Below are 16,764 nucleotides of genomic sequence, written 5' to 3' on the forward strand. Positions count from 1 at the left end.
TCCCGAGCCGGACGTGTCCCGCCGGCTCGGGACGACTCACCTGTGACTCGGCCCGCCCTGGCCGTACCCCCCGTACATGCTCTGGTTCCAGTTCGGTGGTGGTGCGGAACTCGACGAGGGCTGGGTGCCGAAACCACTGTCGTGGGTCAGCCCCGCGACGAAGGCGGTCGCCGCCTGCGGAGGGTACTGGCCTGCGGCCGGGTGCGACGGATCGGGCATCGGGAACGTGGGAAGCGGCGGGTCCATCGTGGCGGACGCTCCCTGCACGGGAAGGACGGGGGCGTTCGCCTTCAGATCCTGATACCGCTGGTACGCCCGAGTGCCCTCCCTCGGGGCGAACGCGTCCCACCCGTTCTGGTTGATGACCATCAGCTCTGAATCGGATGGCTGGGTGCGGCCGGCTCGGATCTCCCGAACCCGGGGGGAGATGTCGATGACACCGAGCCCTTCCACCTCAACCGGCCACTCTCCGGGAATTGCGCCCTTCCGACTGGGGACGGGGTACCGACCGGCCTCACGCATGGCCAGCGCCCAATCCTCCCGGGTTCGGGCGACTTTCTTCGCGCCGCCGGCCCTCCGCGGGACATTTGGAACATGACCGTTCGCAATCAGCTTTGCCCGAAGGAGTTCGGGCATATTCTTGGTGCCGCCGTACTCTGGCCTTTTTGGGTTGTTGAAAACATTGATGTCGCTGGCAACCCGTAACTCCTCCTTTCCCTTTGTTTCACGGCAGCGAAGCTTTCCTCCGAGGTCGCGGTGGAACGCGCCTCGGCTGACCAGTGCATCATAGTGGCCTTCCCAGTCACGCCATGCTGCCGCGTTTCTCGCCACGTGTTCGTCCCTCCGTCGGACCTGGGTGAAGCCGGCGTCGACCTCGGTGGGTCAGCTCCGTAGGTGGCCGTCGCCGGTGACGACGTACTTGGTGCTGGTCAGCTCGGGCAACCCCATCGGACCCCGGGCGTGCAGCTTCTGGGTGGAGATGCCGATCTCCGCCCCGAACCCGAACTCCCCGCCGTCGGTGAACCGGGTCGAGGCGTTCACCATCACCGCCGCCGAGTCGACCCGGGCCACGAACTCCCGGGCCGCCGACTGCGAGTCGGTGACGATGGCCTCGGTGTGGCCGCTGCCGTACCTGTTGACGTGGGCGACTGCGGCGTCCAGGGAGTCGACGACGGCGACCGAGATGTCCGCCGACAGGTACTCGGTGCCGAAGTCCTCCTCGGTGGCCGCGACCACCGCGTCCGAGTAGCCGGCGACCCGGGCGTCCCCGTGCACAGTGACCCCGGCCTCGGCGAAGGCCGCCAGCACCGTCGGCAGGAAGACGTCGGCGACGTCGGCGTGCACCAGCAGCGACTCGGCCGTGTTGCAGGTCGACAGGCGCTGGGTCTTCGAGTTCAGGGTCAGCGCGACGGCCTTGTCCAGGTCGGCGGCGGCGTCGACGTACACGTGGCAGTTGCCCACCCCGGTCTCGATCACCGGGACCGTGGACTCCTCGACCACCGTCCGGATCAGCGACGCCCCACCGCGCGGGATCAGCACGTCGACCAGGCCCCGGGCCCGCATCAACTCCTTGACCGACTCCCGGCTGGAGGCGTCGAGCAGCTGCACCGCGTCGGCGGGCAGCCCGGCCCCGGCGACCGCGTCCCGCAGCACCGCCACCAGCGCCGCGTTCGAGTGTGCCGCCGACGACGAGCCGCGCAGGAGCGCCGCGTTGCCTGACTTCAGGCAGATCCCGGCGGCGTCGACAGTGACGTTCGGGCGGGCCTCGTAGATGATCCCGACCACCCCGAACGGAACCCGGATCTGGCGCAGCTCCAGCCCGTTCGGCAGGGTCGAGCCCCGGACCACCTCACCCACCGGGTCGGGCAGCGCTGCCATCTGCCGCAGCGCCTCGGCGATCCCGGCCACCCGCGACTCGTCGAGCTTCAACCGGTCCAGGATCGCCGCCGACAACCCGGCCTCCCGCCCGGCCGCCAGGTCCGCCGCGTTCGCGGTCAGGATCTCCGGGGTACGCGCCACCAGCGCGTCGGCCATCGCCTGCAACGCGGAGTCCTTTGCGGTACGCGTCGCCACGGCCAGCGTGCCGGCCGCCTCCCGGGCCCGTCGAGCCTGCTCCGAGACGCTCATCCTGTGCTCCTAGTCCTCGTCGTTCTCCGGTCGGCACCGCTGTTTGGAGGGGGCCCTTATACATCAGAAAGCGTTAACAGGGGGCCCTTCCTTACAGGAGTACCAGGTCGTCGCGGTGGACTACTTCGCGTTCGTACGCGGGGCCGAGGGCGGCGGCGAGTTCGCTCGTGGAGCGGCCGAGCAGACCGGGCAGCTCGACGGCGTCGTAGTTGACCAGTCCCCGGGCCACCGGGTCGCCGGCGGTGTCCACCAGGTCCACCGGGTCCCCGGCGGTGAAGGTGCCGTCCACGGCGGTGATCCCCGCCGGGAGCAGGGACTTGCGCCGGTCGACCACCGCCTGCACCGCCCCCGGATCCAGGTGCAGTCGACCCCGGGGGGCGGTGGCGTGGGCCAGCCAGAACAGTCGGGCGGTCGGGCGCTGAGCCACCGGGTGGAACAGGGTGCCGACCTCCTCGCCGCGCAGCGCGGCCGGGGCCAGCGGGGCGGCGGTGAGCACCACCGGGATGCCGAATCCGGTGGCGATCCGGGCCGCCTCGACCTTGGTGACCATCCCGCCGGTGCCGACCCCGGCCCGGCCGACCCCGCCGACGTTCACCCCGACCAGGTCCCGTTCGTCGCGGACCTCGGTGATCCGGGTCGAACCGGGGCGGGTCGGGTCACCGGTCCAGAGGGCGTCGACGTCGGAGAGGAGGACCAGCAGGTCAGCGTGGACCAGGGCGGCGACCAGAGCGGCGAGCCTGTCGTTGTCACCGAACCTGATCTCCTCGGTGGCCACCGTGTCGTTCTCGTTGACGATCGGCACCGCCCGCAGGTCGAGCAGCTTGCGCAGGGTCCGGTACGCGTTGCGGTAGTGCGCCCGACGGGTCACGTCGTCGACGGTGAGCAGCACCTGACCGACGGTCCGCTCGTGCCGGGCGAAGCTTGCCGCGTACCGGCCGATCAGCAGGCCCTGACCGACGCTGGCGGCGGCCTGCTGGGTGGCCAGGTCGCGCGGACGTCGGGACAGCCCGAGCGGGGCGAGCCCGGCGGCGATCGCCCCGGAGGAGACCAGCACCACCTCGCAGCCCTGGGCGGTCAGCGCGCCGAGCGCGTCCACCAGCGTGTCGACCCGGTCGGTGGCGAGCCCGCCGGCTGCCGTGGTCAACGAGGACGACCCGATCTTGACGACGACCCGTCGGGCCGTCGTGACTGCTTCCCGCACCCGCCCATTCTGCGTGTTCGTCCTGGAGCAGCCCGCGCGGGTTCCCATATCGTGGCCGGTCGTGACCCCTGAGGAGTACGTGGAGGCGGTGCTCGCCCTCGTGGAGCGGATCCCGCCAGGCCGGGTGATGTCCTACGGGGCTGTCGCCGACGCCCTCGCCGACGGTTCCGGGCGCAACTCGGCCCGGCTGGTCGGCGCCATCATGTCCCGGCACGGCGGCGGGGTGCCCTGGCACCGGGTGGTGAACTCGGCGGGACGGCTGCCGCCGGGACACGAGGTGCGGGCGCGGGCACTGCTGCGCGCCGAGGGAACCCCGATGCGGGCGGCCGGAGTGGACATGGCGAAAGCCGGTTGGCACCCCGACGAGGGGGTGTGACGCAGGCCACGACATGAGTAGGATTCGATCTCATGGTGCCCGGTCCGCTGCCTCGGCAGGTGCACGTCGGGTACTCGCTGGGCTCCCTCGCCACCGGTGCCTTCGGCACCGTCCCCGGCCTGCTCCTGCTGCCCTACCTGACAGACACCCTGGGCGTCGCCGCCGGGGTGGCCGCCCTCCTGGTGCTCGGACCGAAGGCCTGGGACGTCCTGCTCAACCCCGTCGTGGGACGGCTGTCGGACCGGACCCGCTCCCGGTGGGGTGCCCGCCGTCCGTACCTGCTCCTCGGCGGGCTGGCCCTGGCCGGGTCGTTCGCCGCGATCTTCGCCGGACCGTTCGACCCCGGCCCGGCCGCCGGGGCGTACGTGGCGGTGGCGTTCCTGGTCACCGCCACCGCGTTCGCCTTCTTCCAGGTGCCGTACGTGGCGATGCCAGCAGAGCTGACCGGCGACCACGCCGAGCGTACGAGGCTGATGAGCTGGCGGATCGCGGTGCTCGCGCTCGCCATCCTGGTCTCCGGGGCGCTCGCCCCGATGGTGGTCACCGCCGGGGGCGACGGGCTCGCCGGACACCGGTGGATGGGGCTGTTCGTCGCCGCACTGATAGCCGTCGGCGCCCTCGGCGCGTTCCTCGGCACCCGAGCCGCCCCGACCGGCACCGTCGCGGCCACCGAACCGTCGCTGCGCGCCCAACTCGCCGTCGCCGGGCGGGCCAGGGCGTTCCGGGCCCTGCTGCTCTGCTTCGTGATCCAGTCCGTCGGGGTGGCGACGATCCTGGCCGGGGTCAACTACTTCGCCGGACACGTACTGCGCGATCCGGAAACCGGCCCGACCCTGCTGTTCGCCTGCTTCGTCGGCCCGGCCCTGCTGGTCATGCCGGTCTGGACCCGGGTCGGCGCCCGACTGGGCAAACGCGCCGGTCTGGTGGCCGCCTCCCTGCTCCTGGCGGTGGGGGCGCTCGCCCTGGTCACCGCCCCGGTCCTGCCGGCCGTCGCCACCTACGCGGTGGTCGCCCTGATCGGCTGCGGGTACGCCGGCCAGCAGGTGTTCGCCCTGGCCATGCTCCCCGACTGCATCGCGTACGACACCGCCCGCACCGGTCGGCGACAGGCCGGCGTCTTCACCGGCCTGTGGACGGCGGGGGAGACGCTCGGCCTGGCGCTGGGTCCGGGCCTCTACGGGCTGGTGCTGCACCTGTCCGGGTACGTCTCCTCGGCCACCGGGGCGGTCGCCCAGCCGGACTCGGCCCGCCTCGGCATCCTCCTCGGGTTCACAGTCCTGCCCGCCCTCCTGATCGGCCCGGCCACCCTCCTCCTGCGCGGCTACCACCTCACCCCGGTCGACGTCTCGCCAGCGGGCGGCGGCCTCGGAAAGGAAGACACATGAGCGAGCGAACCGTCACGGCCGGTCCCCGTGTCGACGCCGGAGCAGAGCGAGGTGACGAGACGAGCGAACCGTCCTCGCTGCCACTGCGGGGACTCCCCGCCGACGAGGTGCTGGCCGAGGTCCGGGCGCTGCGTGCCGCCGACCGGCCCACCCACGGCGGACGCCTCTTCGCCTACGTCTACGACCCGGCCGTACCCGGGCTGGACGAGCTGGCCAACTCCGCGTACGCCGAGAGCGCCCACGTCAACGGGCTCGACCCGACAGCCTTCCCGTCCCTGCTGGCGATGGAGAACACGCTTGTCGGAGCGGCGGCCCGGCTGCTGGGCGGCGGTCCCGGCAGCACTGCCCCCGACGCTGTCGGCTCCGTCACCGGCGGCGGCACCGAGTCGCTGATCCTCGCCGTCAAGGCGGCCCGGGACTCCCGGCCGGAGGTCGCCGAACCCCGACTGGTGGTGCCGGCCACCGCCCACGCCGCCTTCGCCAAGGCCGCCCACTACCTGCGGGTCGCCCTGGACACGGTGGCCGTGTCGGCTCAGACCCTTCGACCCGACCCCGCCGACGTGGCCGCCGCGATCCGACCGGAGACCGTCCTGGTCGCCTGCTCCGCCCCCTCGTACGCGCACGGGGTGATCGACCCGGTCGAGCAGATCGCCGCCGTCGCCGCCGAGCGGGGGGTCCGCTGCCACGTGGACGCCTGCTTCGGGGGCTGGACCCTGCCGTACCTGCGCCGCCTCGGCGTACCGGTCCCCCCGTTCGACCTCGGCGTCGCCGGAGTCACCTCGATCTCGGTGGACCTGCACAAGTACGCGTACGCCCCGAAGGGGGTGTCGGTCCTCCTGCACCGGGACCCCGCCTCACGCGCCCCGCAGTTCTTCGCCTTCGCCGGATGGCCCGGCTACACGATGGTGAACCCGGTGATCTCGTCCACCCGCTCCGGTGGCCCGATCGCCGCCGCGTACGCCACGGTCCGGCACCTCGGCGACGACGGATACCTGGACCTGGCCCGACGGACCCGGGCGGCGGTGACCGGGCTGGCCGCCGCCGTCCGGGCCGTCGACGGGCTCCGCCTGCTCGCCGAACCCGAGTCCACAGTCGTCTGCTTCACCGTGTCCGATCCGGATCTGGACCTGTTCACCCTGGTCGACGAGCTGACCGCCCGGGGTTGGCACACCCAACCCCAGTTCCGGTACGCCGACCTCCCCGCCAGCGTGCACCTGACGGTGACCGCCTCGGTGGCCCCCACCGTCCCCGACTTCGGCGCTGCCCTGGTCGACTCGGTGGCGGCGGCCCGGGCCGCCGGTCCGGTCCGGCTCCCCGCCGACCTGCTCGCCCTGGTCGGCTCACTGGACCCCGATCAGCTCACCCCCGACCTGGTCGCCACCCTCGCCACCACCCTCGGCCTCGGCTCACCGGCTGGGGGCGGTTCGGGGGTGCCGGAGCGGATGGCGGTGGTGAACACGCTGCTCGACGCGGCCCCGCCCGCCCTGCGGGAACGGCTGCTCGCCGAGTTCGTCGGACTGCTCCAACGCCCCACCTACTGAACGCGGACGGTTGTGGTTCACTGTCTGCGGCGGGGAGGAGACCGACGTGCAGCTGCCGCAGGTGCTCGGCGAGCCGATCCGGTTCGTGCTGAACTGGGGGCGGCGTTACTCGCTCTGGGTGTTCAACTTCGGCCTGGCCTGCTGCGCGATCGAGTTCATCGCGACCAGCATGGGTAGGCACGACTTCATCAGGCTCGGCGTCATCCCGTTCGCCCACGGCCCCCGGCAGGCCGACCTGATGGTGGTCTCCGGCACCGTCACCGACAAGATGGCCCCGGCGATCAAGCGCCTCTACGACCAGATGCCCGAGCCGAAGTACGTCATCTCCTTCGGTGCCTGCTCCAACTGCGGCGGCCCCTACTGGGACTCGTACTCGGTGACGAAGGGCGTCGACCAGCTGATCCCTGTCGACGTCTACGTTCCCGGGTGCCCGCCCCGGCCGGAGGCGCTCCTGCACGGCATCCTCCGCCTCCAGGAGCGGATCGCCGCCGAACAGTCAGGCATCGGCGGGGTGTCCCGGACCGACCCGCTCGCCCCGTCGGCCGACGTCACCGCCCTGGAGGCCGTCGAGCCCCGCCCTGTCGAGTCCCTCACCGCCCCACCCGTACGCCCCCCGACAAACACCACCGACCGCTGACCCGACCACGGCCAACAGCACGGCGCCAACGGCGTCGTTCGGAAGACCTTGGAAGCTTTCGGCCCCCAGAGGGGCCATTTTTCACCAAGATCTCCTGAATCGGGCCGCAGTCAAGGTCAAGTGTCGTCCTCGCTGTCGGCGAGCGAACGGCGGTGCTCTGCGATCCATCGCTCGACGTCCTCGGCGAGCCACACCTTGCCCTGCGCCAGTTCGGCGACCGGCTCAGGGAAGTTTCGGCGCATCGTCAGCTCGTAGGCGCGCTGTCGACTGATCCCACCCAGGCGTACGCGGATCTCGTGGGTGCCCATCAGTTGAAGCCGTGTCATGGCCCGACGTTAGAAACACGACCATCGATCACACAACACCCTGTCGTAGGGCAACCCGTACTGGTCGCTTGACGCGTGACCAGCTCAGGTGGGCTCGTCGTCTGACAGTTGCCGGTTGCGACGCTCCGCATACGTCCGGACCTCGGCGATGTCCCAGATGCGGCCGACGGTCAGTGTGTCGATGGGATCGGGAAAGTCGGGTCGCTCGACCAGGATCGCGGCACGCTGACGCGATACGCCCAGGTGAGCGGCGATCTCGGAGAGTGCCATGACTCGCACCGTCCCAGCCTCCGGCGCGGTGGGGCGACGGCTTGTCAATGGAGGGGTTGACGAGTTGCCCATGGCCGGGGCACGAGCCTGCTCGCATGTCCAGTAGACGTGTCCCCAGACCCGTGCCGCTTGGTCCTGCCCATCGTCGGACGTGGCGTTCGTGGTGGCGTCGTTGCTCCTGTGGCCTGCTGGCACCCTGTCCGGATCGGTTCACCTCGGGGACGCCCCGGACCATCCGGCGTCGGCCCAGAAACGGGGGCCGGTGGTGACGGAACGTCCGATCAGGGCGGGTGATCTGCTGCACCTGACCCGGGCCGCGAGCGTGCAGTTCGTCAGCCGTCCGATAGTCGTACGGGTGATCAGGCACCTGGTCGACAGGCAGACGTACCACGGCTGGACCTGGATCGAGGCGTACCAGTTGGACGCACGGGGTGAGGCGGTCGCCAAGCGTGAGCTGTTCGTGTGGCGCAAGGGGCTGCGGTGGGTCGCCCCCGGCTCGGCCACCCCGGTGGTCCGCCGCGCGGCCCGGGGCACCCATGGTGCGCGGGGGGTGCGGACGTGAGGTGGCGGGAACATCTGCCGAGCCGTCCCACCTGGCGTTGTGTGGCGTGCGGGATCGCCTGGCCGTGCTCACCGGCGAAGCTGCGCCTGCTCGGTGTGTACCGGACCGACAGGGAGGCGTTGCTGATCCACCTGGCCGCGCTCCAGGTCGAGGCCGCAGAGCACCTCGCCCAGCTCGGCGGGGGTGTTCCACCCAACGGACTGACCGCACGTTTCGTCGATTGGGCCGACCCTCGGGGTTAGCCGACCCGGTGGCGGGTGGGGACTAGCGTTCGGGCCATGAACGCGTCTGCGGATCAACGGTCCGCCCACATCGTCGACGTGCTGACCGAGGAGTTCGGCACGTCGATGGCGCTCGACCCGGCGGCCTTCCGCCGGAAGTTCCGGAAGATGGCGGCCTCCCCGTTCGCCTTCTACCGGGGTAGTGCCGCACTCTTCTACGCCGACCAGCTCGGTGACTTCCTCGACGACAGGTTCCTCGACGACCGGACCAGCCGGGTCTGGATCCACGGTGACCTGCACGCGGAGAACTTCGGCACGTACATGAACGCCTCCGGGCGGCTGGTGTTCAACGTCAACGACTTCGACGAGGCGTACGTCGGGCCGTTCACCTGGGACCTGAAGCGGTTCGCCGCCAGCGTCGCCCTGATCGGGTACGCCAAGGCCCTCTCCGACGAGGTGATCGGGGACCTGGTCACCGGGTTCGCCGAGGCGTACCTGACCGAACTGGGGGCCATCGCCCACGGCGGGGACGACGCGATCGGCTCGATCACCCTGGACAACGCCGACGGTGTGCTGCGAAGGGTGCTCCAGCAGGCCCGGCTCAACAACCGGGTCGACCTGCTCAAGCAGCAGACCACTATCGACAACTACGAGCGCCGGTTCGCCCTGCGCGACGGGATCTACGAGATCGACGGCGAGACCCGGGAGAAGGTCTGCGCCGCCTTCACCGACTACCTGGACACCCTGCCGAAGTCCAGCGCCCAGCTCCGTCCCGTGGCCACCCACATCAAGGACGTGGTGCTGCGCAAGGGGGTCGGCATCGGCTCGGCCGGGCTCCCGTCGTACAACCTCCTGCTGGAGGGGCACACCGAGGCGTTGGAGAACGACGTCGTCATCTTCATGAAGCAGGCCCAGGTGCCCGCCGTCGCCAGGCACATCACCGACGAGCGGGTCCGGGGCTACTTCCGGCACCAGGGGCACCGTACCGCCGAGTCGCAGCGGGCGTTGCAGGCCTGCGCGGACCCGTGGCTGGGCTTCACCGAGCTGGACGGGGTCGGCCAACTCGTCGCCGAGGTCTCCCCGTACGCCGCCGACCTGGACTGGGCCGACGTCAACGAGCCCGAGGAACTGGCCGGTGTCCTGGCCGACCTGGGTCGGGCGGTGGCCCGGATGCACTCCGTCGCCGACGACGAGTCCAGCCACGACCTGGTCGACTACTCGACCGAGGAGGCGATCACGGCGGCTGTCGAGTCCGACCACGCCGGGTTCGTCGGGCACCTGGTGGAGTTCGGCCAGGCGTACGGCCTGCGCGCCCGCGAGGACCACCAGCTCTTCGTGGACCTCTTCCGCAACGGCAGACTCCCCGGCATCTGAGGTGCGGCGGGGTTGCCTGTCGACGCTGTGCGCGACCGTGATGCGTCGACAGGGGCCCCGTCACTGGAAGTCGAGGACTGCCTTGATCTCGTCCGAGCCCTGCCGGTACGCGTCGGCGTAGTCGTCGAGCGGGACCCGGCGGGTGATCAACGAGGCCAGCCAGGACTGGTCGGCGCGGGCCAGCGCCTCGGCGGCCAGGTCCCAGTGTCGTCGGTTGGCGTTCACCGAGCCGAAGACCACGTTGTTCTCCAACACCAGGGTCCTGTTCAACGCGCCCGCGTCGAAGTCGACGGTACGGCCACCTGTGGAGACCCCGGTCAGGCAGACGATGCCGGTCGGCGCGGCCTTGCACATCGCGTCCAGCACCACCACCGGTGCTCCGGTGCACTCGACCACCACGTCCGGTTCGAAGGGCAGCTCGTCGACCGACTCGGTGTGGTACGTGGCCCCGAGCGCGGCGGCCAGTGCCGGTTTCGGCCCCGAGGTGGCCAGGTCCAGGACGTGCACCTCCAGTCCCCGCTGGCTGGCCAGCAACGCGGCGAGCAGGCCGATCGGACCGGCCCCGGTGACCAGGACGCTGCGGGGCTGCCACTCGGCCCGGGTGCCGATCCGGTCGATGTGGTCCCAGGCCTTCGCCACCACGCTGGCCGGTTCCAGCAGCATGCCGACCTCGGCGAGCGCCGGATCGAGCCCCACGGCGTAGCGGGGCTGCACCCGCCACCGTTCCCGGGCGAACCCGGGGAGCGCCTTGATGCCGTGCTCGGTGTACTGCCCGTTGCGGCACATGTCCCACTCGCCGACGGCGCAGTTCGGGCACGGTACCGGGTCGGGATGCCTGACGATCCCGGCGACCAGGTCACCGGGTTCCAGGGTGCCGGTGGGGTCCTCCAGCACCCGGCCCAGCGACTCGTGACCGAGTACCAGGTCGCGCTCACCGGGCGGGGCCTCGCCGTACTGCCCCTCGATGATCTCGTGGTCGGTGCCGCAGACCCCTACCGCGAGCGCCTGCACGAGGATCGCGCCCTCGTCGCTGCTCGGCTCGGGATGGTCCTCGACGAGTCGCAGCGATCCGGGCTCTCCCGGGGTGACGGTGACGGCGCGCATGACCTGGTTTCTTCCCGCCTTCCGCTGCGGTATGCCCTCCGCAGGGGCGGCACGGGCGGCGTGGGGCCATAGGATCGACGCATGACTGCGGAAGAGGTCGGCCAGCGGGTGGTGGCGCTCCTCGCGCCCGTCGAGGTCACCGCCTCGGTCTCCGGCGGTCAGGGGTACGCCCGCGCGACGGTGGACGTACCCCTGGCGAGTTGGCGGGACGCGGTGCGGGCGGTCCGGGACGACGCCGAGCTGGGCTGCGACTTCTTCGACTGGCTCTCGGCCGTCGACGAGCTGGCCGGCGGGTTCGACGTGGTGGCGCACCTGTGGTCGGTACGCCACCGGCACGGGGTGCTCCTGCGGACCCGGGTGCCCCGGGAGACGCCGACGTTGGCCTCGGTCGTCGACCTCTACCCCGGGGCGTCCTGGCACGAGCGGGAGACGTACGAGATGTTCGGCCTCGGGTTCGACGGCCATCCCGACCTGCGCCCCCTGCTCCTGCCGCCCGGATTCGAGGGGCACCCGCTGCGCAAGGAGTTCGTCCTCGCCTCCCGGGTGGCCAAGCCGTGGCCGGGGGCGAAGGAGCCTGGCGAGTCGGCGGCCGGTGGTGGCCGACGCCCGATCCGTCCGCCGGGCGTACCGGCTCCCGGGGAGTGGGGCGCGAGCTGATGCCGGAGTGGGTGGAACTGCTCGTCCGGGTGGTCGGGGTGTTCGTCGCTTTCCTCACCCTCCCGCTGCTGGTGGGGCAGGCCGAACACAAGGTGATGGCGCACATGCAGGGCCGACTCGGTCCGATGTACGCGGGCGGGTTCCACGGGTGGGCGCAACTGATCGCCGACGGGGTGAAGTTCGTCCAGAAGGAGGACGTCACCCCCCGGGAGGCCGACCGGGCGGTGTTCCGGCTGGCCCCGGCGGTCGCGCTGATTCCGTACCTGCTGGTGTTGTTGGTGATTCCGCTCGGGCCGGGCGGTCTGGTCGGGCAGCCGTTGGACGTGGGCCTGTTCTTCGTGCTGGCGGTGGTCGGTGTCGGCGTGCTCGCGGTCCTGATGTCGGCGTGGGCCTCGGCCAACAAGTACAGCCTCCTGGGCGGGCTGCGGGGGGCGGCCCAGCTGCTCGGCTACGAGCTGCCCCTGGTGCTGGCCGCCGCGTCGGTGGCGATGGCCGCCGGTACGTTGAGCCTCTCCGGGATCGTCGAGGCGTGGCAGCCCTGGTGGCTGCTGTGGCAGGCCCCCGCCATGGTGATCTTCTTCGTCGCCGGGTTGGCCGAGATCCGACGCCCCCCGTTCGACATGCCGGTCGCCGACTCGGAGCTGGTCTTCGGGTACATGACCGAGTACACCGGCCTGCGGTTCGCGTTCTTCCTGCTCGCCGAGTACGCCGGGATCGTGGTGATCGCCGCCCTGACCACTGTGCTCTTCCTCGGCGGGTGGCAGGGGCCGTTCGCCGACGCCCAGCTCGGGTGGCTCTGGACGCTGCTGAAGGTCTTCGCCGTCTCGTTCGTGATCATCTGGGTCCGGGTGTCGTATCCCCGGCTCCGGGAGGACCAGCTGCAACGCCTCTGCTGGCTGGTCCTCGTCCCGGCCGCCCTGGCCCAGCTGGTCCTCACCGCCGCCGTCCGCCTCACCCTCGCCTGAGCCGGAACGGCCCCCTCCGCGTCGGCGAGCGACGGAAGGGGGCAGTTCCCGGCGTCGTCAGGGGGCGGCGTAGAGGAGTCGGTTGGGGGACCCGGTTCCGGGGCTGATCACCACGCCGGTGGTGGCGGCGGAGATCAGGGCGCCCTTGGCGGTGGCGAGGCTCGCCGTCGGGTTCGTCTGACGGTAGCGGGCCATCCACCCGGCGACGTGCGGTGCCGCCATCGAGGTGCCGGACCATCCGCTGGCGACGGCGGTGTCCGAGGTGATGCCGGCCGAGTCGATGCTCACCCCGGGGGCGAAGATGTCGACGCAGGTGCCGTAGCTGGAGAACCAGGCCCGGGTGTCAGTCGAGTCGGTGGCGGCGACGGTGACGCCCCGGGACGACCGTGGCCCGTTGGTGCAGGCGTCGGTGTTGAAGTTGTTGGCGATGAAGACGCTGTGCACCCCGAGGTCGACGAGGTTCTCGACGGCGGTGGCGGGGGTGGTGCCGTAGCCCTGGAGGCTGAAGTTGGCCACCGACACCGGATCGTGGTTGGCCGCGATCCAGTCGACGCCCTCGATCAGGTCCGACGACCAGCCGCTGTTGTCGCACTGGAGGACGCGTACGGCCTTGATGGTGACGGCCTTGGCGACCCCGTACGTCTCACCGCCGACGGTCCCGGCGACGTGGGTGCCGTGACCGTGACAGTCGTTGGTGCCGTTGCCGTCGCCGACGGCGTCGTAGACCCCGCTGGCCCGGGTGCCGAAGTCGTCGTGGGTGGCGCGGATTCCGGAGTCGACGACGTAGACGGTGACCCCGGCCCCCGTGGCGTCGTACCCGAAGCTGCCGTCAAGGGGAAGGCTGCGCTGGTCGATCCGGTCGAGTCCCCAGGACGGCGGAGCGGGCTGCGGGTTCGGCACGGAGGTGCTGGTCAGGCCGCCCCTGATCCGGCTGTCCCGCTCGACGTAGGCCACAGCGGGGTCGTTGCGGACCGCAACTAGGGCGGTGGGGGAGAGGCGGGCCGCGTACCCGTCGAGGACCCGGGTGTAGCGGGCCAGCACCGTACCGCCGGCCCGCTCGGCGACGGCGGTGGCCTTCGCGGCGCGGGCGGCCCGGACGGCCGGGGTCGTGGTGGACGGGGTGTCGGAGAGGACCACGATGTACCGGTCCGCTGCGGCCTCCGGCCCGCCCGCCCGCAGGGGTGCGGGGGCGGCGCGGCCGGGTTCCGCCGCGACCGCCGGTGCGGCGACGGCGGCGACGAGCGCTCCCGAGACGATGCCGACCAGTACGCCCCGACGTACCGTTCTGCCACCTGACTTGCGCACGGCTGAACCTCCTCAGGTCTGTCCGATATGGACAGTCGTGCCCGAACCCGGCCCGAGTGGCCGAGCGGTGGGCGACCCCAAGTTGATCAGTCTCGATTGAACGTGGCGTTAACTTGTCGACACCGACGGTGTGATGAAGGTTGCACTGGGTGACTGAACGGGTGCGCCCCCGCCCGAGATCTTCGGCGGGGGCGCGGTGGACGTGCCGGTTCAGCCCAGCGGGGTGTGGGCCGGAGGGACCTGCTCGGCGGGGGGCGGGGGCGGCGGGGGAGTGCCGTCGCCGAACGGTCGGCCGCCGAGCTCCTCCCGCCCGTGCGGGCTCAACCAGTTGACCAGGTCCGGCCCGAGCGGGACCACCCCGGTCGGGTTGATGTCCCGGTGGACCTCGTAGTAGTGCCGCTTGATGTGGTCGAAGTCGATGGTGTCGCCGAACCCGGGGGTGGCGAACAGGTCCCGGGCGTACGCCCACAACACCGGCATCTCGCTCAGCTTCTGCCTGTTGCACTTGAAGTGGCCGTGGTAGACGGCGTCGAACCGGACCAACGTGGTGAACAGCCGTACGTCGGCCTCGGTGATCGTGTCGCCGACCAGGTACCGCCGACCGGCCAGCCGGTCGCTGAGCCAGTCCAGCCTGTCGAAGAGCCTGTGGTACGCCCTGTCGTACGCCTCCTGGCTGCCGGCGAACCCACACCGGTACACCCCGTTGTTGACGTCGGCGAAGACCACCGCGTTGACCTCGTCGATCTCGTCCCGCAGGTGCTCGGGGTAGAGCTGGGGTGCGCCGTCGCGGTGGTGCTGCGTCCACTCGGTCGACAGGTCCAGGCTCATCTGCGCGTAGTCGTTGGTGACGACCTGCCCGGTCGGGACGTCGACGATCGCCGGCACCGTGATCCCCCGCTCGTAACCGGGGAACCTGGCGAAGAACGCCTCGGCGAGCCGCTCGATGCCGAGCACCGGGTCCCGCCCGTCGGGGTCCAGGTCGAACGTCCAACTCCGGGCGTCGTGGGTCGGCCCCGCCACCGCCATCGACAGGGCGTCCTCCAGCCCGAGGAGCCGCCGTACGATGATCAGCCGGTTCGCCCAGGGGCAGGCCCGACTGACGGCGAGCCGGTACCGGCCCGCCTCGACCGGGTAGCCGTCGCGCCCGTCGGAGGTGATCCGGGTGGCGATGTAACGCTGGTCGCGGGTGAACTCGCCACCCGGCTCGACGTACTTGCCCCCGGTCTGTCCGCTGCCGTCCGCCATCCTGTCGCCCCCTCCGTCGGTGCCTGCTCCCGTCCGGGTCCCATCATGTCCGATCTGTCGCCCATCGGCTCGGCGACATGAGGCGGTCGGGGCCGGGTGGTTCAGAGGTGACGGGGAGTCAACCGGGCGACCGACAGGTTCAGCGGGAAGGGCTCCCCGGTGTCCACGTGCTTCGTCCACCGCCCGGTCTCGGTGTAGATCTCGTCGACCGGATCGATGCGATACGTGTGCACGACGAGTCCTTCCCGCTCGGTCTCGATCCGCCAGAAGTAGGGGATGCCCGCCTGGGCGTAGAGCGTCGGTTTCAGCACCCGGTCGATCGACCGGGTGCTCGGCGAAACGATCTCGACAGCGAGGGTCACCTCGTGCGGCTCGAATCGGGAGGGGCGGCGCTGCGCCGCCGGGGTGGTGATGACCAGGACGTCGGGGATGAAGGACCGAGTGCGGTTGATCCGGACCTCGACACCCTGGGTGACCTGGTAGTCGTCCGGGCACTCTGCTTCGAGGGCGACCATGAGCCGGCCGGCGATCGTCTGGTGGGCGGCGCTGGGGGAGGGGGACACGAGTAACACTCCGTCGAGCAGTTCCCGGCGACGGCCGTCGTCGGGCAGGGCGTCGAGGTCGTCCGTCGTCCACTCGCCCGGCGGCGGACAGTCGTCGTGCAGCGCGGCGGTCATGACGGATCTCCTCACAGCGGTCAGGGTCCGGTACGTCGTTCTCCCCGCCTGCAGGGTAACGCCACCAAGAGTCGGGGGGTGGTCGCGCGAGCGGGACACACAGGGCAGGATGGGCGACATGAGCGAGCACGGTGAGCGCAGCCTGCCCGGGGCCGGTCTGGCGAAGGGGCTGGCGGTCACCCTCAAGACGATGACCCGCCGCTCCACCACCCAGCAGTACCCGGACGTGGCGCCCGAACTGCCGCCCCGCTCCCGGGGCGTGATCGCCCTGCTGGAGGAGAACTGCACCGTCTGCATGCTCTGCGCCAGGGAGTGTCCGGACTGGTGCATCTACATCGACTCGCACAAGGAGGAGGTCGTCGTCCCCGGCGCGGCCCGCCCCCGCCAGCGCAACGTCCTCGACCGGTTCGACATCGACTTCTCGCTCTGCATGTACTGCGGGATCTGCGTCGAGGTCTGCCCCTTCGACGCGCTCTACTGGTCCCCCGAGTTCGAGTACGCCGAGTACGACATCAAGGACCTGATGCACGACAAGGAGCACCTCGGCGAGTGGATGGCGACCGTACCGCCGCCGCCCGCGCACGACCGCAACGGCGAACCGGCCAAGGAGGAGACCACGGCCGCCCGCAAGGCCGCCGCCCCGGCGCGCCCGGCTGCCCCAGCCGCCGCCCCGGCCCGCCCGGCCGGTCCCGCAGCAGATCGGGCGCAGCCCGCCGCTCCCGCTGCGGATCGGTCGCGCCCGACCGGTCCCGCCGTGGACGGGGCGCGGCCCGCCGCCGGGAACCCGTCCG

The 16,764-nt window shown here is 71.3% G+C and carries 19 protein-coding genes; 10 read left to right on the forward strand and 9 right to left on the reverse strand.

What is annotated here, in order from left to right; translation table 11 throughout:
- Positions 1-36: 36 nt before the first annotated feature.
- From ABT336_RS16365 to proB, 3 genes are all read right to left on the reverse strand, one after another.
- Entirely contained in the window at positions 37-831 is a 795-nt protein-coding gene (locus tag ABT336_RS16365) for a hypothetical protein (protein ID WP_350897436.1), read from the reverse strand.
- A gap of 51 nt (positions 832-882) precedes the next feature.
- Positions 883-2,127 carry a glutamate-5-semialdehyde dehydrogenase gene (locus ABT336_RS16370; protein WP_350897437.1) on the reverse strand — a complete coding sequence of 415 codons (1,245 nt, stop codon included), beginning with the start codon at positions 2,125-2,127 and terminating at the stop codon, positions 883-885.
- 91 nt (positions 2,128-2,218) lie between these two features.
- Positions 2,219-3,376, reverse strand: coding sequence for a glutamate 5-kinase (proB, locus tag ABT336_RS16375; RefSeq protein WP_350897438.1), 1,158 nt, complete (start codon positions 3,374-3,376; stop codon positions 2,219-2,221).
- Positions 3,377-3,389: 13 nt separating this feature from the next.
- Here proB and ABT336_RS16380 point away from each other — a divergent pair, with 13 nt between their 5' ends.
- The 4 genes from ABT336_RS16380 to ABT336_RS16395 are packed head-to-tail and all read left to right on the forward strand — an operon-like array spanning position 3,390 to position 7,267.
- Positions 3,390-3,704 (forward strand): MGMT family protein, encoded by a 315-nt coding sequence (locus ABT336_RS16380; protein WP_350897439.1) that lies wholly within the window; start codon positions 3,390-3,392, stop codon positions 3,702-3,704.
- Positions 3,705-3,736: 32 nt separating this feature from the next.
- Positions 3,737-5,089, forward strand: coding sequence for an MFS transporter (locus ABT336_RS16385; protein WP_350897440.1), 1,353 nt, complete (start codon positions 3,737-3,739; stop codon positions 5,087-5,089).
- Positions 5,086-6,630, forward strand: coding sequence for a pyridoxal phosphate-dependent decarboxylase family protein (locus ABT336_RS16390; protein ID WP_350897441.1), 1,545 nt, complete (start codon positions 5,086-5,088; stop codon positions 6,628-6,630). Before ABT336_RS16385 ends, ABT336_RS16390 begins: the two co-directional genes overlap by 4 nt.
- 46 nt (positions 6,631-6,676) lie before the next feature.
- The gene (locus ABT336_RS16395; protein WP_350897442.1) at positions 6,677-7,267 is read left to right on the forward strand and encodes an NADH-quinone oxidoreductase subunit B; all 591 of its coding nucleotides are present in this window, start codon (positions 6,677-6,679) and stop codon (positions 7,265-7,267) included.
- A 116-nt stretch (positions 7,268-7,383) separates the two neighbouring features.
- On the opposite strand, the gene ABT336_RS16400 is transcribed toward ABT336_RS16395, so the two are convergent.
- Complete coding sequence (locus ABT336_RS16400) at positions 7,384-7,593, reverse strand: helix-turn-helix transcriptional regulator (protein WP_350897443.1); 210 nt, start codon at positions 7,591-7,593, stop codon at positions 7,384-7,386.
- Between the two features lie 84 nt (positions 7,594-7,677).
- Complete coding sequence (locus ABT336_RS16405) at positions 7,678-7,863, reverse strand: DNA-binding protein (RefSeq protein WP_350897444.1); 186 nt, start codon at positions 7,861-7,863, stop codon at positions 7,678-7,680.
- A 265-nt stretch (positions 7,864-8,128) separates the two neighbouring features.
- Between ABT336_RS16405 and ABT336_RS16410 the strand changes: the two genes are divergently transcribed.
- Genes ABT336_RS16410 through ABT336_RS16420 form a run of 3 tightly spaced genes read left to right on the forward strand, consistent with a single transcriptional unit; the run spans position 8,129 to position 10,020 of the window.
- The gene (locus ABT336_RS16410) at positions 8,129-8,425 is read left to right on the forward strand and encodes a hypothetical protein (RefSeq protein ID WP_350897445.1); all 297 of its coding nucleotides are present in this window, start codon (positions 8,129-8,131) and stop codon (positions 8,423-8,425) included.
- Positions 8,422-8,667, forward strand: a complete 246-nt coding sequence (locus ABT336_RS16415) for a flavin reductase (RefSeq protein WP_350897446.1) — start codon at positions 8,422-8,424, stop codon at positions 8,665-8,667. The genes ABT336_RS16410 and ABT336_RS16415 overlap by 4 nt, the downstream gene beginning before the upstream one ends.
- Before the next feature lie 36 nt (positions 8,668-8,703).
- On the forward strand, positions 8,704-10,020 hold the full coding sequence (locus ABT336_RS16420; protein ID WP_350897447.1) for a DUF2252 domain-containing protein: 1,317 nt from the start codon (positions 8,704-8,706) through the stop codon (positions 10,018-10,020).
- A 60-nt stretch (positions 10,021-10,080) separates the two neighbouring features.
- Here the strand turns inward: ABT336_RS16420 and ABT336_RS16425 are convergent, their stop codons facing one another.
- Positions 10,081-11,124, reverse strand: coding sequence for a glucose 1-dehydrogenase (locus ABT336_RS16425; protein WP_350897448.1), 1,044 nt, complete (start codon positions 11,122-11,124; stop codon positions 10,081-10,083).
- Between the two features lie 81 nt (positions 11,125-11,205).
- Here ABT336_RS16425 and ABT336_RS16430 point away from each other — a divergent pair, with 81 nt between their 5' ends.
- On the forward strand, positions 11,206-11,781 hold the full coding sequence (locus ABT336_RS16430) for an NADH-quinone oxidoreductase subunit C (protein WP_350897449.1): 576 nt from the start codon (positions 11,206-11,208) through the stop codon (positions 11,779-11,781).
- Positions 11,781-12,746, forward strand: coding sequence for a complex I subunit 1/NuoH family protein (locus tag ABT336_RS16435; protein WP_350897450.1), 966 nt, complete (start codon positions 11,781-11,783; stop codon positions 12,744-12,746). The genes ABT336_RS16430 and ABT336_RS16435 overlap by 1 nt, the downstream gene beginning before the upstream one ends.
- A 57-nt stretch (positions 12,747-12,803) precedes the next feature.
- Here ABT336_RS16435 and ABT336_RS16440 read toward each other — a convergent pair whose 3' ends face one another.
- From ABT336_RS16440 to ABT336_RS16450, 3 genes are all read right to left on the reverse strand, one after another.
- On the reverse strand, positions 12,804-14,051 hold the full coding sequence (locus ABT336_RS16440) for a S8 family peptidase (RefSeq protein WP_350897451.1): 1,248 nt from the start codon (positions 14,049-14,051) through the stop codon (positions 12,804-12,806).
- A 210-nt stretch (positions 14,052-14,261) separates the two neighbouring features.
- Complete coding sequence (locus tag ABT336_RS16445; protein WP_350897452.1) at positions 14,262-15,296, reverse strand: glutathione S-transferase family protein; 1,035 nt, start codon at positions 15,294-15,296, stop codon at positions 14,262-14,264.
- A gap of 101 nt (positions 15,297-15,397) precedes the next feature.
- Positions 15,398-15,973 carry a Uma2 family endonuclease gene (locus ABT336_RS16450; protein ID WP_350897453.1) on the reverse strand — a complete coding sequence of 192 codons (576 nt, stop codon included), beginning with the start codon at positions 15,971-15,973 and terminating at the stop codon, positions 15,398-15,400.
- Between the two features lie 109 nt (positions 15,974-16,082).
- Here ABT336_RS16450 and ABT336_RS16455 point away from each other — a divergent pair.
- On the forward strand, positions 16,083-16,764 hold a 682-nt coding region (locus ABT336_RS16455), incomplete at its 3' end, for a NuoI/complex I 23 kDa subunit family protein (protein WP_502891192.1).

This window comes from Micromonospora sp. NPDC000207, assembly GCF_040300925.1.
Lineage (GTDB): Bacteria > Actinomycetota > Actinomycetes > Mycobacteriales > Micromonosporaceae > Micromonospora.